We start from the raw sequence: 26359 nt of genomic DNA, 5'->3' as shown, positions 1-26359 counted from the left end.
ACATAAGTAATGTTTGAATTGACTGTGCTGAATCTTTCGATTCAATGGTCACTTCGTTTCATTGAAACCTAATTTGATACCGAAGTATCTAATTGGATTATCATCAACGAGTGCCCACACAGATTGATAGGTCTATATTGTTAAAGAGCTTGCTTTGCGATAAGTTTTTCTCTCAAAGCGGAGGTGCATTCTAGCGATTTAATTGACAGTGTCAAACACTTTTTCAATTTTATTTTTCGTAGAAGCTTTCACCTCTCCGACCCTGCTGAAGCCTTATCGCGTCTGCCGTGTCGGTGGATGCGCATTATAGGGAACTCAGATCCGTTCGCAACCTTTTTTTGAAAAAAAATGGAAAAAACTGACTGTTCGATGACTATTTCATCAAAAAAGCACAAAAGAGGGTAAAAAACCCTCTTTTTCTGTATCAAAAGCCGTATTTAAATGAATGCGTACGCGTCTGCGAACATACGTTCGCTCTTCGCTTTCTTGTTCTGAGTGAACTGTTCACGTGCTGCGCCAGCCATTTCAAAACGACCTGCAATATAGATATCGTAGTTTTCTAAGCTTTCGAAATCTTCAGCTACAGCTTGTAGCACGTTACCAACTTTACCTTGCCAGTCTGCAGGAGCTTCTTCTACTACTGGCACAAAGTGAACATTGGCAAACTTGTCGGAGATCTCGACCAGTTCGTCTTTAGCATAAAGTTGGCAGTTATCGCGCGCCCCCCAATATAAATAGATAGGATTGGTTTTATTCTGCGCTACGCAGTGATCCAGAATCGAGCGAACGTAACTGAAGCCTGTACCACCAGCAATTAATAATAATGGGCGTTCGCTTTCTTCTTGAACCCAAGCATCGCCATGTGGCGCATCAATTTCAATCTGACCATCAGTTTCAAGCGCCGCTTGCATTGCTTCGACAACTTCTTGTGCATAAGCGTTGTGTTCCGCAGCACCGATGTGCAGTTCAAGTTCACCTTCATGACGACAAGGGCTGCTTGCGATAGAGAAAGGACGTTTGTCTTTTTCACCCATCACCACCATTAGGTACTGACCCGCTTTAAAAGGCACTGGTGATTCTGGATGAAGAAGGATTTGGTAAGTATTACAAGCTAACGGCTGAATAGACTTTACTTTACATTGGATGGTCATGGTGTTCCTCTCGCTTACTCGTCAAAAGTAAGCACTAAATTACTTTCTGTATAGGCTTGGCAAGGGAATATCCAACCTTGCTGTTGCTCTTTTTCGGTTAGCATAGGTTCGAGGTGATAGCTCACCTCGCCCGTTAGCTTTTTACACATGCACATGGCGCAAGCGCCAACTTGGCAACGGTGTGGGAAGCGAATATTGTTGTTGAGCGCAGCTTCCAACACCGTCTCCCCTTCTTTTACTTGGAATGTAACGTCCATTGGTAGAAGGTGGACTTGATGACTCATAGAATACCTAACTGGTCCCAAATCTCATCGACTTTAGCCACAAGTTTAGGATCTTTTTTGATAGGCGTACCCCACTCGCGCGTGACTTCAGATTCGAACTTGTTGGTCGCATCCAGTCCTAATTTGGATGAACTCTCAGTCTTACCAAGCACTTGAATCGTGTCTCTATCTGGGTCCATTCGAGTTGTCACCGCCCAAATGATGTCATTCCAATCTCGTGCATTAACGTCATCGTCGCACAAAATGATGAATTTGTTATCCGTGTACTGAGCAAAGAAGCCCCATAGATGTTCCATCAATTCTTGGGATTGACCAGCTTGGTCTTTCTTCATAGTCACGACAGCAAATTGGTTGTTTGCTGTAACTGGAAGATAGACGTCAACAATCTCAGGGCGTTGCTGTTTCAACTCATTTAGTTCTGCTTCGGTAATCGCTTTGCTGTCTCGCTCAGTGACCTCGGTTCGCGTCGCCAGCTCGGCATCCCATTTAATGGTCGCATCCAAGCCCATTTTGGAGCCAAGCCCAACCACTGGTGAAGCAAAGTCGAGCGAGTCGATTGGCGTGTTATCTATCATCAAGGTATCACGTACAGGATCCATATGCTCTGACATGGCTTTCACGACATCATTCCAATCTCGTGCGTTTACCGATTCATCGCACACAATAACAAACTTGGTATACATGAATTGACGTAAGAAAGACCACACGCCCATCATTACGCGCTTGGCATGTCCTGGGTACTGCTTCTTCATGGTGACGACGGCCATTCGGTACGAACAACCTTCTGGCGGAAGATAGAAGTCTTCAATCTCTGGGAATTGCTTTTGCAGAATAGGCACAAACACTTCGTTTAATGCCACACCCAATACAGCTGGTTCATCTGGCGGACGACCTGTGTAGGTGCTGTGATAAATAGGGTCTTTACGCATAGTAATGTGCGTAATAGTAAATACGTGGTGCTTTTCTTTTTCGTTATAGTAGCCAGTGTGGTCACCGTAAGGACCTTCATCAGCAAACTCGTTCGGGTCGATATAGCCTTCCATCACGATTTCCGCGCTCGCTGGCACTTCCAAATCGTTGCTGACTGACTTCACGACTTCCGTTTTGCTTCCACGTAGCAAACCTGCAAATGCGTATTCCGATAGCGTATCTGGCACTGGTGTTACTGCGCCAAGAATGGTTGCTGGGTCTGCACCAAACGCGACCGAAACTGGGAAAGGTTTACCTGGGTTGGTTTCCATCCAATCGCGCAGATCAAGCGCACCACCACGATGGGCTAACCAACGCATGATGATTTTGTTCTTGGCAATTTTCTGCTGACGGTAAATGCCTAGGTTCTGACGTTTCTTATTTGGACCTTTGGTTACGGTTAAGCCCCAAGTAAGCAGCGGCGCTACATCTTCTGCCCAGCAGCTCATTACCGGAATTTTATCCAAGTCGACTTCATCACCTTGCCAAACAATGTCTTGGCATGGTGCTTTACGTAAACGCTTAGCCGGCATGTTCAATACTTGTTTGAACACTGGCAGTTTTTCTAAAGCGTCTTTGAAGCCTTTTGGTGGCTCAGGTTCTTTTAAATAAGCCAGCAGCTTACCGACTTCTCTTAATTCTTTAACATCTTCACGTCCCATACCGATTGCGACACGCTCTGGTGTACCAAACAGGTTAGTCAAAACAGGTACGTCGTAGCCGATTGGGTTCTCAAACAACAGCGCAGGTCCACCAGCACGCAAGGTGCGGTCGCTGATTTCTGTCATTTCATAAGCGGGATCGACAGGGTGAGTGATGCGTTTAAGTCGACCTTTCTGTTCTAGGTGGTCGATAAATTCGCGTAAATCCTTAAAACTCATAGGCCTTCATGCTGGCTGATTAAACTGTCCGCAGTATAACAAATAGGAGGACGCTAAGATCCTCCTATTTTGTGTGGGTATGTGAGCCAGATTACTTTAATACTTGTTCAATCTGCCGAGTCTTTATCTGATGGTTCGAAGATACTAACTCTTCCAACCAGGTTTGATGCCCTTGTTGAGCAAGCTCTCGAGCAACCATGGTTGCTTCTTCTGATAACGCCATTTTTCTAACTAGAAACTGCTTTACTTGCGGAGATAGAGGGTTAGATTTTGTAAGTAGACTAATAGCTTCTGGCTTGAGTGATGGGTTAACTGTGGCATTCATCAATTGCTGAATGGAAAAAACGTCTCCAACCGCAGCTAAACGCTCAAGCTCGGACTGGCTGTTGTAATCGGCTTTCATCCGCCAGAGTAAGTTGTACACTTCCTCATCCTGACTAACTTGTGCCAACCTGACTATCACGGCCGTCGAGGGTAACCAACTGGTCACATTTGCTTTGGTTAACTGGGCCGTTAATGCAGCAAGCGCGTTGGGTGATAAACTGTCTAACTCTCGAATCAAAAGCGCTTCACGCGCTTGAGCTTGTTGAGATGGCCCTGTAAGCCATTGCTTTAAGTTAAGCTCTCTTCGTTCAGCTTGTAAGACAAAGTCCAAGGTACTTTGGTCTTGTTTCCAACGCTTAATCAAGCGACTCGCAATAACGGGAAAGTTAAAAGCGGGTACACTAAATTCATACCCATCACCTCGCTCTAACACTTGATAAGTCGGGGTCATACGGATCTGGGACTCAACAAACAGAGCCATTCGAGGCGTGAGAATCACATCTTGCTTTTCAAGCTTTTCCAACAATTGAAAGCGCACCACCTCTTGTTGAGGCAAAGCAAGTCGATCAAGGGCAAATTTAAGCGAGTCGACTTCATCTCTGACAGCGTAATCAAGCAGTTCAGAGACTTTAGTCTGTATTTGAGTATCCTGAAGCCACTGTTCTACTACAGACTCATGCATTTCCTTGGCAGATAATGTCGCAGGTAGAGTGATAAGTGACAAGCTCAGGAGTAATGACGACAACATTCCTTGTTGCATGTTAACCTCCCGATAACATTTCCTTCATTCTGATACTTCTATCGGGAGAAAGCAATAAAAAAGCCACCGATATACGGTGGCTTTTCGCAGAATGACTTATCTGAGACTATTGACGACGCATCGCATCGAAGAACTCATCGTTGGTCTTCGTCATCGCTAGCTTGTCGATTAGGAATTCCATTGCGTCGATTTCGCCCATTGGGTGAACGATCTTACGCAGAATCCACATCTTCTGTAGTTCGTCAGTCTTCGTCAGTAGCTCTTCACGACGTGTACCTGAGCGGTTAAAGTCAATCGCAGGGAATACACGCTTCTCAGCAATCTTACGGTTCAAGTGCAGTTCCATGTTACCTGTACCCTTGAACTCTTCGTAGATAACTTCATCCATTTTAGAACCAGTATCTACTAGTGCCGTTGCAATGATAGTTAGGCTGCCGCCTTCTTCTACGTTACGTGCAGCACCGAAGAAACGCTTAGGACGATGTAATGCGTTTGCATCCACACCACCTGTTAGTACTTTACCTGATGAAGGCACTACGGTGTTGTAAGCACGAGCTAGGCGAGTGATAGAGTCAAGCAAGATAACCACGTCTTTCTTATGTTCAACAAGACGTTTTGCTTTCTCGATCACCATTTCCGCTACTTGTACGTGACGAGATGCTGGCTCATCGAAAGTCGACGCAACCACTTCACCTTTAACTAGGCGTTGCATCTCGGTTACTTCTTCTGGACGTTCGTCGATAAGAAGAACCATCAACTCACACTCTGGGTGGTTGTACGCGATGCTTTGCGCGATGTTTTGCAGAAGCATTGTTTTACCCGCTTTAGGCGGAGCAACAATCAGACCACGTTGACCTTTACCGATTGGCGATGCCAAGTCTAAAACACGTGCTGTAATGTCTTCTGTTGAACCGTTACCACGCTCCATAACCATGCGCTCATTCGCATGTAGAGGGGTAAGGTTTTCAAATAGGATCTTGTTACGGGCGTTGTCTGGTTTATCGTCGTTAACGGTATTGACTTTTAGAAGGGCAAAGTAACGTTCACCGTCTTTTGGTGGGCGAATTTTGCCAGCGATAGAGTCACCAGTACGTAGGTTAAAGCGACGAATCTGACTTGGTGATACGTAGATATCGTCCGGACCCGCAAGGTATGAACTATCTGCACTGCGTAGGAAACCAAAGCCGTCTTGCAGAATTTCCAGAACCCCATCGCCAAAGATGTCTTCGCCGCCTTTAGCGTGCGCTTTTAAAATCGCGAAGATGATGTCTTGTTTTCTTAAGCGAGCTAGGTTCTCTAATCCTAAGCTTTCGCCCAGTTTTACAAGGTCAGACACAGGTCTGTTCTTCAGTTCGGTAAGGTTCATGGTGGTGGATTCTTGTTTAGTCAAAATAAGATCTGTTTTCTAGTTAAGATGGATTTGGTCTCAGGATCGACCAAGAAGAGAAATTTGTTCAATTAACGCGCGATAAGTTAGCACTAATTAGTATTCTAGTCCAGAGTTAGAAAAACAAAACCGTGCATTGTAACTTTGCACGGTTTTATCTGTAATCACTTGGTGATTATAAGTTTGCGTCTAGGAACTCTTTCAGTTGAGTTTTAGACAGAGCACCTACTTTCGTTGCCGCTACGTTACCATCTTTAAATAGTAATAGCGTTGGAATGCCGCGAATACCAAACTTAGGTGGTGTACCTGCGTTATGGTCGATGTTTAGTTTACCGATAGTGAGTTTGCCTTCGTACTCGTCTGCGATTTCGTCCAAAATAGGAGCGATCATTTTACAAGGACCACACCATTCTGCCCAAAAATCCACTAGAACCGGGCCTGCAGCGTTGATTACATCGTTTTCAAAACCGTCATCAGTTAGCTGCAAAATCTTATCACTCATCTTCCACTCCAATGTGTTTTTCGAAACTGGTTGGATGATAACCAGTAATTAGATGCCCTATTGGAATGTATTTACTTTCGTATTGCAAGCTTTAGCTGATATTCTATAGCCATGAAAAAGACGCATATCACAGAGCAAAAGTTCGCCGATTTGGGCTTAAAGCCCCAAGTTATTGAAGGATTGGACAAAAAAGGGTTCGAATTTTGTACCCCTATCCAAGCCTTGGCGTTGCCGGTCCTGCTCACCGGCCAAGACATCGCAGGCCAGGCCCAAACGGGTACTGGTAAAACGCTCGCGTTTCTTACTGCTACGTTCAACCACCTTCTGACGACTCCGGAACATGAAGGTCGTAAGCCTACACAGCCACGCGCAATTATTATGGCGCCAACACGTGAGCTCGCTATTCAGATTTACAATGATGCAGAATCATTAACTGAAAGCACAGGTCTAAAAACCGCTCTAGCTTACGGTGGTGAAAGCTACGACAAGCAACTTGCGAAACTGCAAGACGGCGTAGATATTCTGATCGGAACAACAGGCCGTATCATCGATTTCTACAAACAGCGCGTATTTAACCTCAACAACATTCAAGCTGTTGTTCTGGACGAAGCCGACCGCATGTTCGATCTTGGCTTTATTAAAGACATTCGCTTCTTGTTCCGTCGTATGCCTGAGCCAAAAGAGCGTTTGAACATGCTGTTCTCAGCAACGCTGTCTTACCGCGTTCAAGAACTGGCATTCGAACACATGAATACTCCTGAGCATGTCGTTGTCGAACCAGAACAAAAAACTGGCCACCGTATCCAGGAAGAGCTTTTCTATCCTTCGAATGAAGACAAAATGGCGCTGCTTCAAACACTAATTGAAGAAGAGTGGCCAGATCGCGCTATCATTTTTGCCAATACCAAGCATAAGTGTGAATCGGTTTGGGGTCATTTGGCTGCCGATGGACACCGTGTAGGCCTTCTTACTGGCGATGTACCGCAGAAGAAGCGTGAGAAGATTCTTGAGCAATTCACCAAAGGTGATGTCGACATCTTAGTTGCAACTGACGTTGCAGCGCGTGGTTTGCATATTCCTCAGGTAACGCACGTTTTCAACTACGACCTTCCTGACGACTGTGAAGATTATGTTCACCGTATTGGCCGTACTGGTCGCGCTGGTGCGAGCGGTCATTCGATCAGTTTTGCTTGTGAAGAGTACGCGGTTAACCTACCAGCAATCGAAGAATACATTGAGCATACAATCCCAGTTTCAGAGTACGATTCGTCGGCACTGATTCAAGATCTACCGGCTCCGATTCGTATGCGTGCACCACGCAACCAACAGCGCCGCACGAATACTGGCGGTACCCGCTCTGGTTCTGGTAACCGTAAGCCGCAGGGACGTCGTCCACGCCAACCGCGTCAATCGGCACCAAAACAATCGTAATAGGAAACTGAGTTCGTTTTATGAGTCAAGCAGGATCATCACCGCTATATGCCGCCATCGACCTCGGGTCGAACAGTTTTCACATGCTCGTTGTGCGTCACATCGATGGCAGCGTTCAAACAATGGCTAAAATTAAGCGCAAAGTTCGTCTAGCAGCGGGCTTAGATGAACATAATTCTCTTAGTATGGAAGCTATGCAGCGAGGATGGGACTGCTTAAGTCTATTTGCGGAACGCTTGCAGGACATTCCTAAACAAAACATTCGCATCGTCGGTACTGCAACATTACGTACCGCGACCAATGTAGATGTGTTTTTAGAAAAGGCTAACCAAATTCTAGGCCAGCCTATCGAAGTGATTACTGGTGAAGAAGAAGCAGCCACTATCTATAAAGGTGTCGCTCACACCTCTGGCGGTAGTGGTCGTCGCCTTGTAGTCGATATCGGTGGAGCAAGTACCGAACTGATTATCGGTGAAGGTTTCGAAGCCAAAGCACTGACCAGCTTAAAAATGGGCTGCGTGACTTGGCTTGAAAACTTCTTTAAAGATCGTCAATTGAATGCTCGTAACTTTGACGCGGCAATTGAAGGGGCGAAACAGACCATCCAGCCGATTTTAGAACGTTATACAGAAATTGGTTGGGATGTGTGTGTTGGTGCATCAGGCACTGTTCAGGCATTGCAAGAGATAATGCTGGCGCAAGGCATGGACGAAGTAATCACTCACTCCAAACTTAAGCGTTTGCAAAAGCAGGCAATGCTTGCTGATCACTTGGAAGAGCTCGATATTGAAGGCTTAACACTTGAGCGTGCATTAGTGTTCCCTAGTGGCCTCTCTATTTTGATTGCCGTTTTTGAATTGCTTGAAATCGATGCTATGACACTGGCTGGCGGCGCACTACGCGAAGGCTTAGTGTATGAGATGGTTGAAGAGCTTCGTCAAGAAGACATTCGTGCCCGCACTATCGCTAGCGTACAAAATCGCTATCAGCTCGATCACCAATACGGCGAACAAGTCGCTACTCTGGCACACACGCTTTTACAGCAAGCTGGGGGCGATGAGTGGATTACAGAGCCTCAGGGCAAGATATTACTCGAGACCGCCGCAAAACTGCATGAAATTGGCTTAACTATCGATTTCAAAACAGGCGGAGAGCATAGTGCTTACTTGCTACAGAATTTGGAACTGCCTGGTTACACGCGCGCACAGAAGTTCTTTATTGGTGAAGTGGCTCGTCGCTATCGCGAACAGCTCACTTCTTTACCTGAGCAGCATGCATTATCAGGCTCAAGTGCCAAACGAGTATTGAGACTGTTGCGTCTTGCGGTTCTGCTCAGCCATCGTCGCAATCCTGATCTAGAGCCAAATGTGACTTTAACGGTTGAAGGCGACAATCTAACGTTACACATTGATGCGCAATGGCTAGAGAAAAACCCACTGACTGCGGCTGAGTTGGAAATTGAATCCAACCGTCAGACAGACATCGGCTGGCCATTAAATATCGTAGCAAAATAAGCGAATATCACTGCCTTACAATACTAAAGCCCAGGCGTTCGCTTGGGCTTTTTTGCATCTACTTCCCCTACAAAACGTGCTGCCCAGCAAAAATCTCAGCTTCTCCGCTCTACATCGAAAAACAGCCATGCTTTATTGATAAACACAATTTAGCCAACCAAGATGCACCATCATGAAAACCGTTTTAATGACTGGCTTAACTGGCACCCTCGCCCCAAAAGTCGCTCATCAGTTTCACCTACGCGGCTGGAACATATTGGAGTGGAATCACCACCAAATCCCGCCGGATGATCTACAGCAAAGTGAACAATTTTGGCAGCAACACCACATCAATGCGGTGTGCCATATGGCGATGGGAAGTGAAGAGTGGGCAGCGTGGCTTGGTGAGCAATGCAAACGCCATAATATTCCTTACCTCTTTGTCAGCACAGCAATGGTATTTGATGCCACAAAAAACGGGCCTTATGGCATCTTTGAAGAAAGAAACACCCAAGATGATTACGGCAAATACAAAGTTCGTTGTGAAGATGCAATCTGGCAAGCAAATCCAGATGCGATGGTTGCTCGAATTGGTTGGCAGCTCCATCACCAAGCAGAAGGCAATAACATGTTGGCGCATCTCGACCGCCAATATGAAGATAATGGCGTTATTACCGCTAGCACGGCTTGGTATCCTGCGACTTCTCATATGGACGATACTGCACTCGCCTTTTTGCAGCTTATTGAGCGGAACGAAGCCGGTTTATATCACCTTGATAGCAACTTAAAAGATAAGTGGAATTTCTACGAACTCGTTTGTGCACTCAAACAGCATTACAACAAACCATGGCAAGTGCTGCCAAGCAATGACTATCACCATGACCAACGTCTAACAGATGAACGAATTGCCTTGCCGCCATTGAGTGAACGTTTCACCAAGCCAGAGCAAATCCAGCAAGCTGGCATCATAGGAATCAACTGGGGACGCACGCACATTCCGCACTATAGAAACAATGGTGTTGCAGTCACGACGTTATGTGCCAACCAAATAGAACCTCTTCAGCAAGCGTGCAGTGAAGAAGCAATCCCAAAGGCAGAAACGAACATCAGCGCACTCAAACTACTTGATGTCGTGACCATCGCGACACCTGCGCATACTCATGCAGAGATCATAAAGACGTTAGGTTCAACCAAGCTGATTTGTGAAAAGCCATTGGTGGGATTGAATTCCGACATCACTCACTGGCAGCAACCGAACTCCAACCTATTGGTTAATTACGCCTTTGCTCAGCTAGAGACCGCCAAGACGATAGAGAAATGGCTCACCTCGCAAACCCAACCTTGTGTGGTCAATCTAATCACCCAAGTTAACCTACCGGGCACCTTCACACTCAAAGAGTGGTTTCTTGAAACAGCCAGTCACCCTATTTCTTGGTTGCTGCACTGCTTCGGAGACTACTCTCAGTCAACACTGATTGAGGAAAACGGCCAACTGATCGTTGAGCTGCAATGTGGCGACCACCAGCTAAGATTTGTATTTGAATTAACCGGTGAGCCGGGCATCGAGCACATTTTAACGATTCAATCCAACCAGACCTTAACCAGTAAAGGCTACTACCGTGTCGGCGAAAAATGGCGTTTCGAGCCCATTCTCGTTAATGGCAACGCGATAAATGATGGAGAGTACAGCGAATCTGATTGCTGGCAGGACGCCAATCAACGCAGTGTCGGTTTGATGCTGGCGATGTTCAATCAAAGCATCAGTTGGGAGAACGGCCTGCAACTTGGCGCCTTCGATGCGCAAAAAGCCATTTTGATTGAGAAGATGCTCCGTTAGCCATTTCACCAACTAGCTTCCTCTACGTTCCGTAACTTCGATAAAAAGGTCTCACTCGGGACCTTTTTTATTGCTCATTTTTACCTTCGTACAGCTTAGGGAGCTTTTGGACACCCATGATCTAATTGCTCCCCACGCTGTACAAAACCCTCTAAATCCCAGTAAGCAGGTACAAAAAAGCCGCTTGATTTAAGCAAGCGGCTTTCGGGGTTCCCACTGATATTAAGACTGAACGCTTGTCGTCACCTTAAAGTCAGGGTTCACCGCAGTCAGCTTCTTAATTAGGTAATTCAGTAATACGCCGTACATCGGAACGAACAAACCAAGACTGATAACCAGTTTGAAGCCGTAATCCACCAGCGCGATTTCCGTCCAATGCTCCGCCATAAATGGATCTGGGCTTTGGTAGAACGCAATGGCGAAGAAAGCGATGGTATCAAGTGCATTACCGAAAAGCGTTGAACACGTTGGTGCCACCCACCATTGCTTCATTTGACGTAAGCGGTTGAACACGTGTACATCCATGATCTGACCAAGTAGGTACGCCATGAAACTAGCAATCGCGATACGAGCAACGAACAAGTTAAATTCCCCTAGGTGACCAAAACCTTGGAATTGACCTTCGAAGAACACCACCGATAAGAAGTAAGACACTGCCAAAGCAGGCAACATCACTAAGAAGATGATCTTACGTGCCAACTGAGCACCGAAAATACGCACAGTTAAGTCAGTCGCTAAGAAGATAAATGGGAAAGTGAATGCACCCCAAGTGGTATGGAAACCGAAGATAGTAAACGGTAGCTGAACTAGGTAATTGCTAGATGCAATAATGACTAGGTGGAATAGAACCAGATAGATAAGGGCGTTGCGCTGCTGCGCAGGGGTAAAGTTACTCATGCGATACCTTTTTAGTTTGGTTTGGGGGTGAGGGAACCCAAATCGAGTCACTGAATAAAGTGGCTCTTACCAACAGTGTAAAATGAAACATAAACTGGCTTGGCTCATTCTGAGCGAAGCGGTGGGCGATTATACATTAACCACTTTTCGCCGCAAGTCGTCTGTTTTACGCAAACGTTTAAGCATAAAAAAGGGTGTTTCATGTGAAACACCCTTTCAAGAAAAATTCTATTTTTAGAAGCCGCGTTGGAACAATCCTGCAAGATAATCCAACTCTTCCCTGCTCTCTTCAATCGCTAACGCTTCAAACCAAATCGCTTCGCTGTAATGCTCTGCTTTCATAAACAGTCGGCAACCTTCAAAGTCGATCAGCCAAGAGTGAATGTCTGCATCCCATTGTTTTTCCACCACAGTAGCAGAAAGCAAGCCGACTAAACGCTCACCTAAAGCAGGAAAGCTATCAAGGTCAAAGCTCGGCGCGGTAATGATTAAGCGCCCTTCTTGTGGCATGTAGTCCGCTAAGCCAAATTCCTTTTGCATCTTGGTTCCTTATCCGTGGTGAGTAATGTGTTCTTGAATCAAATCAAGGAATGGATCGGCGTACTTCTCTAGTTTGCGCTGACCAACACCGCTGACTGCCAGCATTTCGCCGTAAGACGTTGGCAGAATTTCCGCCATATCAATCAAAGTTGCGTCACTGAAGACCACGTATGGTGGCAAACCATCTTCATCAGCAATCGACTTACGCAGCTTACGTAACTTAGCAAACAGCTTTTTGTCGTAGTTCTTGCTGGTCAGTTTATCTGATTTAGCCGCACGTGCTGCGGTGTCTAAACGTGGAACCGCTAACTCTAGGGTCACATCGCCACGCAAAAGCGGACGTGCCTCTTCGGTTAATTGCAGCGTTGAGTTACGCGTGATGTTTTGAAACAACAGCCCTTTGTGGATTAACTGACGGAAGATACTCACCCAGTAATCGTGGCTGTGGTCGCGCCCTATCGCGTAGGTAGAAATCTTATCGTGCCCGTTTTCACGTACACGAATGTTTTGCATGCCACGTAACACTTCTACCACGTAGCCCATACCAAAGCTCTGATTAACACGGTACACACAAGACAACGCCTTACGTGCTTCTTCTGTTGCATCAAAGTGCTTCGGTGGATCTAAGCAAATATCGCAGTTGCCACATGGCTTCTCACGATACTCACCAAAGTAATTCAATAGCACCTGACGACGACAAGTCTGCGCCTCAGCAAAGGCACTCATCGCATTCAGTTTGTGGGTTTCCACCTGCTTCTGTGGACCATCGTCTTTCTCATCCAACATACGGCGCAGCCAACTGATGTCCGCTGGGTCATACAACATCATCGCTTCTGCAGGTAAACCATCACGCCCTGCACGACCCGTTTCCTGGTAGTAGGATTCGATATTGCGCGGGATATCAAAGTGAACCACAAAGCGCACGTTTGGTTTGTTGATGCCCATACCGAATGCCACGGTCGCCACTACGATTTGGATGTCATCCCGTTGGAAAGCTTCTTGAACGTAAGCGCGCTCATCGGCGTCCATACCTGCGTGATAACCAGCAGCACGAATGTGGTTGTTGCACAGCTTCTCGGTCACCATCTCAACTTTCTTACGGCTACCACAATAGATGATGCCGCAATTACCCTTTTGGGTTTCAAGATAACGAACGATTTGCGAAACCGGTTTGTGCTTCTCAACTAAGTTGTAGCGAATGTTAGGACGGTCGAAGCTGCCTAGGTAAACCTCTGGATTATTCAGTTGCAGACGTTCAAGAATATCTCGGCGCGTTGCGTCATCTGCGGTCGCCGTCAGCGCCATAAATGGCACATGGGAAAACTGCTGCTTAAGTTGACCAAGCGCGGCATATTCTGGACGGAAGTCGTGTCCCCACTGGGAAATACAGTGCGCTTCATCGACGGCAATCATCGATAGCGGCAAGTTTTCCAAGCGCTCAATGAAATCACGCATCAATACGCGTTCTGGCGAGACGTACACCAACTTAAGATGACCAGTGTGCATGCGGTTATACACGCTGAGCAGTTCTTCACGAGGCATGGTCGAGTTAATGCATTCAGCCGCTACACCGTTGGCTTTAAGCTGGTCCACTTGGTCTTTCATCAGCGAAATAAGCGGAGAAATCACCAAAGTAATACCAGAGCGAACCAAAGCAGGGATTTGATAACACAGCGACTTACCGCCACCAGTAGGCAGGATAACTAAGCTGTCGCGACCTTCTACCGCAGCATCAATCACCAACTGCTGACCATCACGGAACTCTTGGTAACCAAACACATCCTCCAACACACGTTGAGGCGTTACAGGCGAATCAGATTGTTCGGCTAACAAGGTCGAGGTCATGAAAAGTCTCAGATTGGGTCTTAAAAAAGAGGTGCTTATGCATACCACTGGCACACAAAGTGAGGGCACATTGTAATGGGGTTTCATGGTGAATAAAACCGCAAATTGTTAGGTGTTTCGCATCACGACTCGTATACTGATTTTCTGCTCTATAAAACACACAATTAGGTGACACTTCATGACACCAGAAGACGAACAACAACGCGCGCGGCAAGGTATCTTGCTAGCGATCGGCGCGTATACCATGTGGGGCATTGCGCCGATGTACTTTAAGTCCATCGCACAAGTATCTCCTTTGGAAATTCTAAGCCACCGAGTGATATGGTCTTTCTTTTTGCTTGCTGCACTCCTCCATTTTGGCCGTCACTGGCGCTCGGCTTACCACATCGCGAAAGACAAAACAAAAATCGCTTACCTGATCGCAAGTTCCATGCTAATTGGCGGCAATTGGTTGATTTTCATTTGGGCGGTAAACTCGAATCATATGCTCGACGCCAGCTTAGGTTATTACATTAACCCACTGATCAACGTCTTACTCGGGATGGTCTTCCTTGGTGAGCGACTGCGTAAATTACAGTGGTTCGCGGTTGTATTGGCAGGTTGTGGCGTACTCGTTCAACTGATTGTATTTGGCTCCGTACCTGTTGTTGCGATGGCGTTAGCAATGAGCTTCGGCTTTTATGGCTTATTAAGAAAGAAAGTCAGTGTCGATGCAAAAACTGGCTTGTTTATCGAGACATTACTTCTACTGCCAGTGGCCGCTGCTTATTTGCTTTTTGTTGCCGATACACCAACCTCAAATATGCTTACGAATCCACGTACGTTAAATAGTTTGTTGATCGCGGCTGGGGTTATAACAACCCTGCCACTGCTGTGCTTTACGGGTGCAGCAACAAGACTCAAATTATCGACTTTGGGCTTTTTCCAATATATAGGCCCAAGCTTAATGTTTTTACTTGCAGTATTGATGTATGGCGAACCCTTTACCATGGATAAAGCGATCACTTTCGTCTTTATTTGGGGAGCACTAGTCGTGTTTAGCTTTGATGGATTACGTAATAACCGTCGCTCACGCCGAATCGTTCAGCCACAGTGATCGTTTTTTACAAGACAAGTTAGAAATTGCCAGATAAGCTTGGTCATAATGTGACCAAGCTTTTTTATTTAATGGAACATATTCAGTACTACGCAACCGACCATGACAACTTGAGTCTAATAGAGGCGAAATACCAGAAATTTGCTTTTCAAAGGCATTACCATCTGGATTTTCATCTCGGCCTGATCACGCATGGTGCGCAGAAGTTCCAATACCAAGGTAACAGCCACCAAGTTGGTCACGGGCAAATTGTGATTATGCCGCCGGATGAGCTGCACGACGGGCAATCTAAGCTCGAGAGTGGCTACGAAGTAAATGTGTTTGCGATCGAACCTCACCTATTGAGCGATCTGGCTGATCTTAAGCAAAACGGTCAAATAATACACTTCAACGAACTGATCATCTCGGATCCGCAGATATTTTCACAACTTAGTAACTTACACGGGCTGCTTCGTCGTGAAAACCTCAGCCAACTCACCAAAGATTGCCTTCCTTTTGAAGGATTTAACCAACTTTTTGATCGCTACGGATCGCTTGAGCGACAAAAAGTGGTGCCGCTAGGAAACCAATCGCTTGGGACGTTAAAAGATTATCTAATGGCTAACCTTGACCAAGCGGTGCGTTTGGATTCACTTTCAGAGCTGTGCCAACTGAGCCCAACTCAGTTCCAGCGCCACTTTAAAGCGCAAACTGGCATGACGCCTTATGCATGGTTCGCACGCCTGCGCCTTGAACAAGGCATGAAGTTACTGCAAGCTGGTCAATGTGGTACCGACGTCGCTCATCAAATCGGTTTCTATGATCAAGCGCATTTCAGCAAAGCGTTTAAACAGACCTACGGCGTTTCCCCTTCTCAAGTGGCTCGTTAATTTCATTTACCGAGAAAGCTGTCAGTTTTTTACAAGCGCCACAGGTGACTTACCACGACAATAGCCGCATTGGTTAAATTTGAGATGTGTTATGAATGAATCCACCATATTGCTGACACTCGCCAGCATTCACTTTATTGCCCTAATGAGTCCAGGTCCGGACTTTGCGCTGGTCGTACAAAATGCGACGCGTCATGGTCGTCAAACTGGCTTGTACATTGCGTTGGGATTGTCCGTCGGTATTTTGCTGCACTCTTTGTTCAGCCTGACAGGTGTGAGTTTTGTCGTCCACCAGCACCCAGTGCTGTATTCCGTGGTACAACTGCTCGGTGGTAGTTACCTGCTCTACTTAGGAATTGGCGCATTGCGTGCCGTGATCTCGATGATCCAAAACCCACTGACGGATCAACCTAAGAAGCAAAATAACCTAGTGATCAGCAATAAGCGTCAAGCGTTTGCTAAAGGGTTTGCGACCAACATTCTTAACCCAAAAGCCCTGGTGTTCTTTGTCAGTTTGATGTCGAGTTTAGTCCCAGCAGGTATGTCGATTACTGGCAAAGGTATTGCACTGGTCATCCTGTTTGGCTTGTCGCTATTCTGGTTCTCTAGCCTTGCATGGATGCTGTCGACACAGCGCTTACAGCGTAAATTGCAACAAGCGGGTATCTACATCGACGGTCTATGCGGCGTGGTATTTACTCTAGTGGGCGGCAGTATTCTATACCAAACTATCAATACTTTTATCGGATAAAGTACTGATTTAAAAGCGTAGCACAATCGACATTTCTAAGATTGCTGACTCGACGTGACTCTCCATAACTGCCAAGCTCAAAGCACAAAACTGGCAACATGGAGAGTCATCATGCATTGGACGTTCAACCGACTCGTGACCACGGGTCTTTTTCTTACTTCCCCACTAATCTTATCTACCTCAGTCTTTGCTAACCAAGCAGCAGATGCGGTTGCGCCGGAGCACAGCACTGGCTTCGAGCAAAAACAATTGATCAAAGCGAAAGATTATATGGTTACCGCTGCTAACCCAATTGCAACCCAAGCTGGTGCGGATGTTATTGCCCAAGGTGGTAATGCTATTGATGCTATGGTTGCCGTGCAGCTGATGCTGGGCTTGGTAGAACCGCAATCATCAGGCATTGGTGGTGGCGCCTTCTTAGTGTATTGGGACAGTGAGAAACAAAAACTGACTACGTATGATGGACGCGAAACCGCACCGCTCGCCGCAACGCCGAAACTCTTCCTAGATGACAAAGGACAACCACTGCAATTTTACGATGCGGTTGTCGGTGGGCGTTCCGTTGCCACTCCTGGTACAGTGAAACTGCTGTGGGACACGCACCAGAAATACGGCAAGTTGGAATGGAAGAAGATAATCCAACCCGTGATTACCTTGGCTGAGCAAGGTTTCGAAGTCAGTCCTCGCCTCGCGAGTCTGATTGAGAAAGATGCTAAGCGCCTATCACGCTTCCCTGCGACTAAGGCTTACTTCTTCAATCCAGACGGCTCACCAAAAGCCGAAGGCACGTTGTTGAAGAACCCTGAATACGCGCAAACTCTGACGGCAATTGCAGAGCAAGGGGCAAAAGCTTTCTATCAAGGCGATATCGCCACAGACATCATCAAGACCGTACAAAATGCACCGGGCAATCCTGGCGTATTGGCACAACCTGACTTTGATGCGTTCCAAATCAAGCAACGTGAACCGGTTTGTGCGGCTTACCAAAGCTATGACATCTGCGGCATGGGACCACCTAGCTCTGGCGCATTGACGGTTGGACAGATTCTCGCGATCACCGAGCAATACGATCTTAAAGGTTGGGGAGCCGAAAGCGCGAAATCATGGCAAGTGATCGCCGATGCATCGCGCCTTGCGTTCGCGGATCGTGGTAAATACATGGCTGACCAAGATTATGTGCCAATGCCAACCGAAGGCTTGCTTGATAAAGATTATCTCAAACAACGTGCTGAGCTCATTCAAGTCGGTAAAGCCTTGAGTAAGGCTGAAGCCGGTAATCCTCCTTGGTCGCACGCCATGAACTTAAGCATGGACCAATCGATCGAGCTGCCTTCCACCAGCCATTTCAATATCGTCGATAAGCAAGGCAATGTGGTTTCAATGACAACAACCATCGAGAACGCCTTTGGCTCACGCTTGATGGTACGCGGCTTCTTGCTCAATAACGAACTGACCGATTTCTCTTTCCGCACGCATCAAGATGGTGTGCCAATCGCAAACCGATTAGAACCGGGCAAACGCCCACGTTCATCTATGGCACCAACCATTATGATGAAGGATGACAAGCCTTACATGGCAATTGGCTCACCGGGTGGCAGCCGCATTATTGGTTACGTCGCACAAGCCATTATCGCCCACACGCAATGGGATATGGACATCCAAAGCGCGATTAATCAGCCACGATTGCTGAACCGTTTTGGCACCTTAGATATTGAGCAAGGTACCGCCGCAGAGGGCTTACAGCCTGCTCTGGAGAAGATGGGCTTTAAAACCGATGTTCGGGATTTGAACTCTGGTCTGCATGCGATACGAATAACAAAAGACAGTCTTGAAGGCGCTGCGGATCCAAGACGTGAAGGTGCCGCTATCGGGCAGTAAGAGTCTTTCGCTCGACCCCTTGTGCGAGATCTCTCACAAAGGGTTGAGCAAACCTCTCTTTTTTAATGGTAAAACCGTACAGAAAAGAGTATAAGCCATTGAATTTAATACTCATGTATCTTTTTTGAACGCTAAGAGAGTTAAAAAATGTGAGATTAGCCCGTTGTTGGAAATCGTTAAACACGTAATATTGAACCTGTCGGAAGGATGCTGACACGGAACAGGAAACACCACGGACTTGGTGAACTTCAGGAAGAAGAAACGGTTATTCAGGATGAATAGTCGGGCATGGATTGCAAAATTGGACATTGAACGGAATCAATAGTGACTAGGATGGTTGCTACTAAGGACGGGAAATGGACACCTCTGGACGAGGCAAGGATTTGAACATCAGGATGATGTCAGGGACACCGCTCAGGGAACAAGTGATGAGAGCTAACGAGGATAGTTAGCAGACCAGGATAAGGTCATTAAGGACACCGCTAGGAAGGCGACGTAAGGATTAAGCTGACGGATTCAGCACACTATCATGGATTAGATGCATGGAGCACTCTTAGTAGCTGGATTGCTGCGAGTAAGACTATAACCCCGATGGGCGCAAGCCCTCGGGGTTTTTCTTTGCCTAAAGTTTTTCTCATCTGCACCGTTAAATCGCGCTTTCGAATTCCATTTTTTTACTGCTTTATCGACGCCAAAACCGCACAAACAAAAAGAGCCGCCGAAGCAGCTCTTAAGTTGATGATACCAATCACAGTAAATAAGTGATCAGAAATAGCGTAGGGAAAATGCTTGAGAACAAGGCGCAATTTTTCGATAAGTAGTTATTCTACAATCAAAAATTGCAACGCAGTTATCGAGTATTTTAACAAGCTAGAATGACCAGTTATTTACTACGATTGGTATGAGTTTTGGTCAAGCCTTACAGTTTCTCTAGTCGTGCGTAAGCAGTTACCAACCATTTGATGCCTTCACCGTTAAAGGCAATCTGTACACGGCTTTGTGGACCACTGCCTTCGAAGTTGATGATGGTGCCTTCACCAAACTTTGGATGCATCACACGAGAACCTAGCGTAAAGCCGGTTTCATTAAAGCTCTCTTTCACAACAGTTTGGCTAAATCGACCACTGCTTGAAGGACGGCTAACTTGCGCCTTCATTCGTACTTCATCTAAACAAGTTTCTGGCAGTTCACGGATAAAGCGAGACGGTTTATGGTATTTATCCTGACCGTACAAACGACGCATTTCAGCATAAGTGATGTACAGTTTCTGCATTGCACGGGTCATGCCTACGTAACACAGACGGCGTTCTTCTTCTAAGCGCCCTGCTTCTTCTGCCGACATTTGGCTTGGGAACATGCCTTCTTCCACACCGACCATAAACACCAATGGGAACTCTAGACCTTTCGCACTGTGTAATGTCATGAGCTGAACCGCATCTTCAAATTCGTCCGCTTGTCCTTCGCCCGCTTCTAGTGCTGCGTGGGTTAGGAATGCCGTCAGCAGTGACATGTCTTCGGCTTCTTCTGGTTTCTCGAATTGGCGAGTTGCGGTCACCAATTCCTCCAAGTTCTCAATACGTGCCTTAGACTTTTCGCCCTTCTCTTGCTCGTACATCGCGAACAAGCCCGAGTATTTAATTACATGGTCAGTTTGGTGATGCAGCGGCATCTCTAAGGTGTCGTCTTCTAGCGCGGTGACAAGCTCGATAAAACGGCTCAGAGCACCAGCAGCGCGACCAGCAAGCACCTTCTCGTCCAACATAGCTACACTCGCTTCCCACATGGTGCAACCACGGTCACGAGCCGCAAAACGGATGGTTTCAAGCGTCTTATCGCCCAAACCACGCGTTGGCGTATTCACCACACGTTCAAACGCTGCATCATCGTTACGGTTGGCAATCAGACGCATGTAGCTCAAGGCATCTTTGATTTCCTGACGTTCGAAGAATCGCATGCCGCCATAGATACGATAAGGCAGACCGGCTTGAATTAACGCTTCTTCCAGAACACGCGACTGGGCGTTGTTACGGTAAAGCATCGCAGCGTCATTCAGAGCACCGCCCTTGTCTTGCCACTCTTTGATTTTGTTCACCGCAAAACGGGCTTCATCTAATTCGTTGTAAGCGCTGTAAACCGAGATAGGCTCACCGACCACGCCATCCGTCCACAACTCTTTACCCATACGCTCGGTGTTATTCGCAATCAGGGTGTTAGATGCTTCCAGAATGGTCTTAGTGGAACGGTAGTTTTGCTCAAGACGAATGGTATTCACGCTTGGGAATTCGAGCGTAAACTTCTCAATGTTCTCGACTTTTGCACCACGCCAACCATAAATCGACTGGTCGTCATCACCTACGATCATCACGTGACACTCAGGACCCGCCATCATACGTAGCCAAGCATATTGAATGTTGTTGGTATCTTGGAACTCATCCACCAAGATATGCTTAAAGCGTGCTTGGTAGTGTTCACGGACGAACTTGTTATCACGCAGTAGCTCATGTGCGCGCAGCAAGATTTCCGCAAAATCGACTAAACCAGCACGATCACACGCTTCTTGGTAAGCGGTGTACAACTGTAGATATGTCTTGGTTACTGGATCATGGTACGCATCAATGTGCGACGGGCGCAGACCTTCGTCTTTCTTACCGTTAATCCACCATGCCACTTGGCGTGCCGGCCACTGCTTCTCATCGAGGTTTTGCGCTTTAATCAAACGCTTTAGTAGACGCTGTTGGTCGTCACTGTCAATGATTTGGAAATCTTCCGGTAGCTTCGCATCAAGATAGTGTGCACGCAGAATACGGTGACAAATGCCGTGGAAAGTACCATTCCACATACCGCCTGCACTGCCCATCATTAGCTCTTCGATACGTCCACGCATCTCTGCCGCCGCCTTATTGGTAAAGGTTACCGACATAATTGAGAACGGAGAAGCTTGCTCGACCGACATCAGCCAAGCGATACGGTGAACAAGAACGCGTGTCTTACCACTTCCTGCGCCAGCAAGAACGAGCAAGTTTTCTAGAGGTGCTGCAACGGCTTCACGTTGTTTATCGTTCAAACCGTCGAGTAATAGAGATGGATCCATCATGATGAGAGCTACTGGTTATTTATACATAAAAACCGATTATAACCTAAACAACCGGGTGCTGTTTAGACAAAACTTGATAAAAAAATCGATGTTTTTTTGCCCAACACATCAATTAGTTATACCCATTTGACCCTGCAAACCCATTTACTTCGGAAATTTTTCTGAAAGTTTTTTAGCCAGTTTCCTATCTTTTAAGTTAAGCAAGTTGATAACAAAAACGCCAAAACAGGTGATTCATCTTGCCAACTTAAAGTAAAGGAAATCATTCAGAGGAATTTATTATGAAAAAGTCGAATCTAGCTGTTACTGCTGCTGTTACTGGTCTTCTAGCTCTTGGTGGCACAATGCTAACTGCAGCTCCAGCTGTCGCTGCTGAAAAAGAAAAGTGCTATGGCGTTTCTAAAGCAGGTAAAAACGACTGTGCAACAAAAAGCAGCTCATGCGCTGGTACTTCTAAAGAAGATAACCAAAAAGACGCATTCGTAGTCGTACCAAAAGGTCTTTGTGACAAACTCGCTGGCGGTAGCACTTCTTCTTCATAATCTTTTATCGCTAGCTATTGTGAGGATGCGTTGACGCTCAACCAACGCAAAGCCAAGACGCATCCTTCTCTTCCCGCACGATTTGAAAAGGAGTTTCACGTGAAACACCACACCTTCCACGACCTTGTTGGAGTTGGATTAAGAACCCCTCACCTCGATTACTTTAGCCAATCCCAACCTGAGTTGTCTTGGTTAGAAATCCACAGTGAAAACTATTTCCAACCCAACGCTGCAGAGCGCCATCAGCTACAAACGCTTCGCGAGCAATATCAAATTAGCTGCCACGGTATTGGTTTGTCGCTAGGTTCGGTGGAACGTGTTAGTCAAAAGCATCTTGCGCAACTTAAATCACTGATTGACTCAATCGACCCAATTCTTGTTTCTGACCATTTAAGTTGGAGTGAAAACGGCGGTCACTACTTTAATGACCTGCTTCCACTTCCGTATACGGAAGAAGCGCTCAACGTGTTCACTCGTAACGTGAATGAAGTGCAGAATTATTTGCAACGCGAGATCTTGATAGAGAACCCATCTAGTTATGTGAAGTTTCAACATTCGACCATCAGCGAATGGGAGTTTCTTACCGAAGTGCAAAAGCGCACTGACTGTCGTTTATTGCTCGATTTAAACAATGTTTATGTTTCGGCGTTCAACCACGGTTTTGATTGCGACACATACCTAGATGCGATTCCAGCCGACAAAGTGGATGAGATTCACTTGGCAGGTTTTATCATCAAACAACTCGACAAAGGTGAGATATGGATTGATACCCATAGCCGCCCGGTTAGCGATGAAGTTTGGCAGTTGTTTTCACAGTGGACAAAAAAACACGGTCCACGTCATACGTTGATTGAATGGGATTTGGATATCCCCGCGCCAGAAGTCTTATTAGGAGAAGCACAGAAAGCATCGCAACTACTGTTGCAAGGCACACTTCCAAGTGAACAAAGCGAGCCAAGGAAGGCATCATGAATCTAGCCACCTTACAAAGCCAGTTTGCTAAAGCCCTGCACTATCAAGCGCTCGGTGAAGACTGCGATATTGCCAGTGATGAGTTTACCGCTGATGAACGCATACAAATTTACCGCAATAACTTTATCGTCAGCTTAAGCGAAGTGTTGTCCGCGACCTACCCGATGGTTGAAGCGCTGCTTGGTGAAGAATGCTTTGAGCAGATAGCTCGCCAGCATGTTCTTTCTTACCCATTAAAAGAAGGAAATGTGGTGCATTATGGCGAAGGCTTTCAAGACACCATCATGCAGTTTAGTCAGGTGATCGCACAAGCACCTTACAGCCCTGAAGTCGCACGCTTCGAGTGGCATATCGACCTAGCTCGTCAAGTACAGTATGAACAATCCAATGCAGCGGAATTAAAACCGCTTGCGTTACTTGGCGAAGTGAGTGAAGAGCAACAACCCACTTTAGTCTTACACCTTAAAAAGGGCTGCCGCAACTTTGACTCCAACTACGCAGTATTCGATCTATTTAGCGCGATTCAAACTGGGCAATTCGAACAACTTAATATCAACCAATTACAGCAAGGTGTCATCTCGATTCAAGCCAATGGAGAAGCCTTGTGTCACGCACTCGATGCCGATGTGTTCCAACTGCTGCAATGTTTAGAGCAGAAGCAGAGTTTGAGCGAAATACCTGAAGTTTTACTCGCTCATCTCAATCGCATCATGGCACTCGATATTGTTGACGGCTTTACATTGCAATCAATCTAAGGAGCACTCTATGACGGATACGGTTAAAAACTTAGTGAATCGGTACGATGATTTAATCAGTACCTTACAAGCAGGCTTTGTCCCTTTACTACTTCTCTTTTGTCGCTTTTGGGTTGCTTGGGTGTTCTTCAATTCAGGACTAATCAAAATCTCATCTTGGGATAGCACGCTGTACTTATTTGAGCTGGAATACCAAGTGCCAATCTTGCCATGGGAATTGGCGGCTTATTTAGGTACGGCTGCGGAGTTGGTTCTACCGGTGTTCTTGGCACTAGGATTGATTACCCGCCCGATGGCAGCAATGCTGTTTGTGTTCAACATCATCGCAGTGATCTCTTACCCACTGTTGTGGGAGAAAGGTTTTTATGACCACCAACTTTGGGGATTGATGATTCTTATCGTAATCGTATGGGGGCCAGGACCTCTGTCTTTGGACCACATCCTGAAAAAGAAAATGACGAGCTAAAAAAATCCCCGCATCATGCGGGGATTTTTTATTATTTATTCAAGTAAGCCAGTAGCTCTTCTGCTGAGATACCTTGCTGAGCGAGGTCTTTTGCCATCTGCTCGACTTGTTCATCTTTGCGTGACTCAATCACTTGCTGAAATTGGTACACGATATCACGCAAAATTGGCAGAGGTACTTGTTTAGCCGCACTACGAATACGCTCGGAGCTTTGATTACCCAGCTCATTAAGCAACTTGCCAAACATCACCTTTTCTGGTGAATCTTCCATTTGCTCTAGAATACGAGCCATTTCATACGTGGTTAACGACATTACTTTTTGAGTTCCGTTATGGTGTCAGGAAAAGTCTGAGTGACAAATATACACGCCTTACTTACATTGGAAAATACTAAATTACACTGATTTACGCTTTCGCAAAGCTCGAGTGCCAGTTCTTCCCTGCTTTTGTAAACAGAACGACCAACGCAGGTAATAGGACCCACATATGAATTGCGATCAAGGTTTGTGGATCAAGAGATAAGCGTTGCAGTGTACCCACCAACAAACCAGAGCCACTCATTTGGAACAATCCAAGCAGTGCAGCTGCCGTGCCCGCCTTATCACCAAACGGTTCTAACGCTTTCCCTGCCGCTGCACCCAGAATGAATGCAAAACCTACAGAAGACATAAAGATAGGTAACATGAAAGAAAGCGCGGTATTCTGACCATTCATCACTAGCATGATCACACCTGCGAGACCCAGAGTTGAGATCCCGGTGATCAAGGTGTTGTGAGTTCCAACGCGCTCCATAAACTTAGGCGCCAGCATACATGCCGCAATGTTTATCACCGCATTCACACCAAACCAGAAAGTGAATTCATTCATCGACAGCCCCATCCCCGTCATCAATACCGACGGTGCGGAGGTAACGTAAGCAAGAATAACCGCCATCGCCATCAAGCATAATGACGCATGGAAAACAAAAGATGGTGTGCTAAGCACTGCCCAATACCGACTAAGCTTAAACACGGCTTGCTTTTCTGTTGACGGGTTAGTCTCTTTCATCATGAAAAACATCAATGATCCAGACACCACAGCAAAACCCGCCATAAAGCTAAAGTTAGCACGCCAGTCAAATTGCTGAGTTAACCAGCTACCTAGAATTGGAGCTAAAGCAGGAATGAAACAAATCGCACCGTTAAGGTAGCTGATCATTTTGCCGCTTTTTTCCGGGCCAAAGATATCGCGAACTGTTGCAAAGGCTGCTACCGATGTCGCACACGCACCTAAGCCTTGTAGCAGTCGGGAAACCAACATCCACTCAATATTTTGAGCACTCCACGCCAATAAAGCGCTCATCGCGTAAATGGTGATACCGCCCAATGCAACAGTTCGACGTCCGAGTTTATCTGCTAGGGGACCTGCGAATAGCTGACCAACACCCATAGCAAATAAGAACCAAGTGATCGTGTCTTGTGCTAGCGCATTATCGACCTGAAAAGTGGAAGCAATAAGAGGTAAAGCAGGTAGATAAATATCAATCGCTAAAGGACTAAAAAGAACCAAAAGGGTCAATAACGCCATCTGTTTTTTACTATTAGAAAACTGGCTAGACACACAACACTCCGAATTGGATAAAGAACTTTGGGTAAAG

23 protein-coding genes are annotated in these 26359 nt (G+C 46.3%); 11 read left to right on the top strand and 12 right to left on the bottom strand.

The genetic code is table 11. The features are described from left to right. Window positions 1-437 precede the first annotated feature (437 nt). The 6 genes from fre to trxA form a co-directional block, all read right to left on the bottom strand. Window positions 438-1151, bottom strand: a complete 714-nt coding sequence (gene fre / locus R7R78_RS21925; protein WP_213867454.1) for an NAD(P)H-flavin reductase — start codon at window positions 1149-1151, stop codon at window positions 438-440. A gap of 14 nt (window positions 1152-1165) precedes the next feature. After that, the gene (locus tag R7R78_RS21920; RefSeq protein ID WP_009696789.1) at window positions 1166-1435 is read right to left on the bottom strand and encodes a 2Fe-2S iron-sulfur cluster-binding protein; all 270 of its coding nucleotides are present in this window, start codon (window positions 1433-1435) and stop codon (window positions 1166-1168) included. Further along, window positions 1432-3285 (bottom strand): 4-hydroxy-3-polyprenylbenzoate decarboxylase, encoded by a 1854-nt coding sequence (gene ubiD, locus R7R78_RS21915; RefSeq protein WP_033907314.1) that lies wholly within the window; start codon window positions 3283-3285, stop codon window positions 1432-1434. The genes R7R78_RS21920 and ubiD overlap by 4 nt, the downstream gene beginning before the upstream one ends. A gap of 91 nt (window positions 3286-3376) precedes the next feature. Continuing rightward, window positions 3377-4369, bottom strand: coding sequence for a hypothetical protein (locus tag R7R78_RS21910; protein WP_005378756.1), 993 nt, complete (start codon window positions 4367-4369; stop codon window positions 3377-3379). A 106-nt stretch (window positions 4370-4475) separates the two neighbouring features. Next, window positions 4476-5735 carry a transcription termination factor Rho gene (rho, locus tag R7R78_RS21905; protein WP_005378757.1) on the bottom strand — a complete coding sequence of 420 codons (1260 nt, stop codon included), beginning with the start codon at window positions 5733-5735 and terminating at the stop codon, window positions 4476-4478. A gap of 196 nt (window positions 5736-5931) precedes the next feature. After that, on the bottom strand, window positions 5932-6258 hold the full coding sequence (gene trxA / locus R7R78_RS21900; RefSeq protein WP_004745500.1) for a thioredoxin TrxA: 327 nt from the start codon (window positions 6256-6258) through the stop codon (window positions 5932-5934). 111 nt (window positions 6259-6369) lie between these two features. On the opposite strand from trxA, the gene rhlB reads away from it, so the two are divergent. From rhlB to R7R78_RS21885, 3 genes are all read left to right on the top strand, one after another. Next, window positions 6370-7689: an ATP-dependent RNA helicase RhlB gene (rhlB, locus tag R7R78_RS21895; RefSeq protein ID WP_005378764.1), complete on the top strand. Its 1320-nt coding sequence runs from the start codon at window positions 6370-6372 to the stop codon at window positions 7687-7689. Window positions 7690-7709: 20 nt separating this feature from the next. After that, window positions 7710-9203 (top strand): guanosine-5'-triphosphate,3'-diphosphate diphosphatase, encoded by a 1494-nt coding sequence (gene gppA, locus R7R78_RS21890; protein ID WP_225474239.1) that lies wholly within the window; start codon window positions 7710-7712, stop codon window positions 9201-9203. A gap of 172 nt (window positions 9204-9375) precedes the next feature. Next, window positions 9376-11019, top strand: a complete 1644-nt coding sequence (locus R7R78_RS21885) for a sugar nucleotide-binding protein (protein ID WP_225474238.1) — start codon at window positions 9376-9378, stop codon at window positions 11017-11019. Between the two features lie 222 nt (window positions 11020-11241). Here R7R78_RS21885 and R7R78_RS21880 read toward each other — a convergent pair whose 3' ends face one another. The 3 genes from R7R78_RS21880 to recQ all read right to left on the bottom strand — a co-directional run bounded on the left by R7R78_RS21880 (window position 11242) and on the right by recQ (window position 14301). After that, entirely contained in the window at window positions 11242-11916 is a 675-nt protein-coding gene (locus tag R7R78_RS21880; protein WP_053350785.1) for a 7-cyano-7-deazaguanine/7-aminomethyl-7-deazaguanine transporter, read from the bottom strand. Between the two features lie 234 nt (window positions 11917-12150). Continuing rightward, window positions 12151-12456 carry a DUF3630 family protein gene (locus tag R7R78_RS21875; protein WP_213894429.1) on the bottom strand — a complete coding sequence of 102 codons (306 nt, stop codon included), beginning with the start codon at window positions 12454-12456 and terminating at the stop codon, window positions 12151-12153. A gap of 9 nt (window positions 12457-12465) precedes the next feature. After that, a complete protein-coding gene (gene recQ, locus R7R78_RS21870; protein ID WP_005451195.1) occupies window positions 12466-14301 on the bottom strand; it encodes an ATP-dependent DNA helicase RecQ in 1836 nt (611 codons plus the stop codon). 178 nt (window positions 14302-14479) lie between these two features. On the opposite strand from recQ, the gene rarD reads away from it, so the two are divergent. The 4 genes from rarD (at window position 14480) to ggt (ending at window position 18895) form a co-directional block, all read left to right on the top strand. Beyond that, window positions 14480-15397, top strand: a complete 918-nt coding sequence (gene rarD / locus R7R78_RS21865; protein ID WP_225474237.1) for an EamA family transporter RarD — start codon at window positions 14480-14482, stop codon at window positions 15395-15397. Window positions 15398-15468: 71 nt separating this feature from the next. Beyond that, the gene (locus R7R78_RS21860; protein WP_005382915.1) at window positions 15469-16266 is read left to right on the top strand and encodes an AraC family transcriptional regulator; all 798 of its coding nucleotides are present in this window, start codon (window positions 15469-15471) and stop codon (window positions 16264-16266) included. A 91-nt stretch (window positions 16267-16357) separates the two neighbouring features. Next, window positions 16358-17017: a LysE family translocator gene (locus R7R78_RS21855; RefSeq protein ID WP_005378776.1), complete on the top strand. Its 660-nt coding sequence runs from the start codon at window positions 16358-16360 to the stop codon at window positions 17015-17017. A 111-nt stretch (window positions 17018-17128) separates the two neighbouring features. After that, on the top strand, window positions 17129-18895 hold the full coding sequence (gene ggt, locus R7R78_RS21850) for a gamma-glutamyltransferase (RefSeq protein WP_225474236.1): 1767 nt from the start codon (window positions 17129-17131) through the stop codon (window positions 18893-18895). Between the two features lie 919 nt (window positions 18896-19814). Here ggt and uvrD read toward each other — a convergent pair. Next, window positions 19815-21989 carry a DNA helicase II gene (uvrD, locus tag R7R78_RS21845; protein WP_005378778.1) on the bottom strand — a complete coding sequence of 725 codons (2175 nt, stop codon included), beginning with the start codon at window positions 21987-21989 and terminating at the stop codon, window positions 19815-19817. A gap of 281 nt (window positions 21990-22270) precedes the next feature. On the opposite strand from uvrD, the gene R7R78_RS21840 reads away from it, so the two are divergent. The 4 genes from R7R78_RS21840 to R7R78_RS21825 all read left to right on the top strand — a co-directional run bounded on the left by R7R78_RS21840 (window position 22271) and on the right by R7R78_RS21825 (window position 24724). After that, window positions 22271-22531, top strand: coding sequence for a DUF2282 domain-containing protein (locus R7R78_RS21840; RefSeq protein ID WP_005378779.1), 261 nt, complete (start codon window positions 22271-22273; stop codon window positions 22529-22531). A gap of 99 nt (window positions 22532-22630) precedes the next feature. Next, window positions 22631-23503, top strand: a complete 873-nt coding sequence (locus tag R7R78_RS21835; protein ID WP_225474235.1) for a DUF692 domain-containing protein — start codon at window positions 22631-22633, stop codon at window positions 23501-23503. Further along, window positions 23500-24258 (top strand): DNA-binding domain-containing protein, encoded by a 759-nt coding sequence (locus R7R78_RS21830; protein ID WP_225474234.1) that lies wholly within the window; start codon window positions 23500-23502, stop codon window positions 24256-24258. The genes R7R78_RS21835 and R7R78_RS21830 overlap by 4 nt, the downstream gene beginning before the upstream one ends. Window positions 24259-24268: 10 nt before the next feature. Then, window positions 24269-24724, top strand: coding sequence for a DoxX family protein (locus R7R78_RS21825; RefSeq protein WP_054702525.1), 456 nt, complete (start codon window positions 24269-24271; stop codon window positions 24722-24724). Window positions 24725-24755: 31 nt separating this feature from the next. On the opposite strand, the gene R7R78_RS21820 is transcribed toward R7R78_RS21825, so the two are convergent. After that, entirely contained in the window at window positions 24756-25037 is a 282-nt protein-coding gene (locus R7R78_RS21820) for a hypothetical protein (protein ID WP_005378786.1), read from the bottom strand. A gap of 91 nt (window positions 25038-25128) precedes the next feature. Further along, a complete protein-coding gene (locus tag R7R78_RS21815; RefSeq protein WP_225474233.1) occupies window positions 25129-26322 on the bottom strand; it encodes a multidrug effflux MFS transporter in 1194 nt (397 codons plus the stop codon). Window positions 26323-26359: the final 37 nt, after the last annotated feature.

This window comes from Vibrio sp. 2134-1, assembly GCF_033339495.1.
Note: the sequence above shows the minus strand (reverse complement) of the source record. Positions and strands in the feature narration are given on the sequence as shown.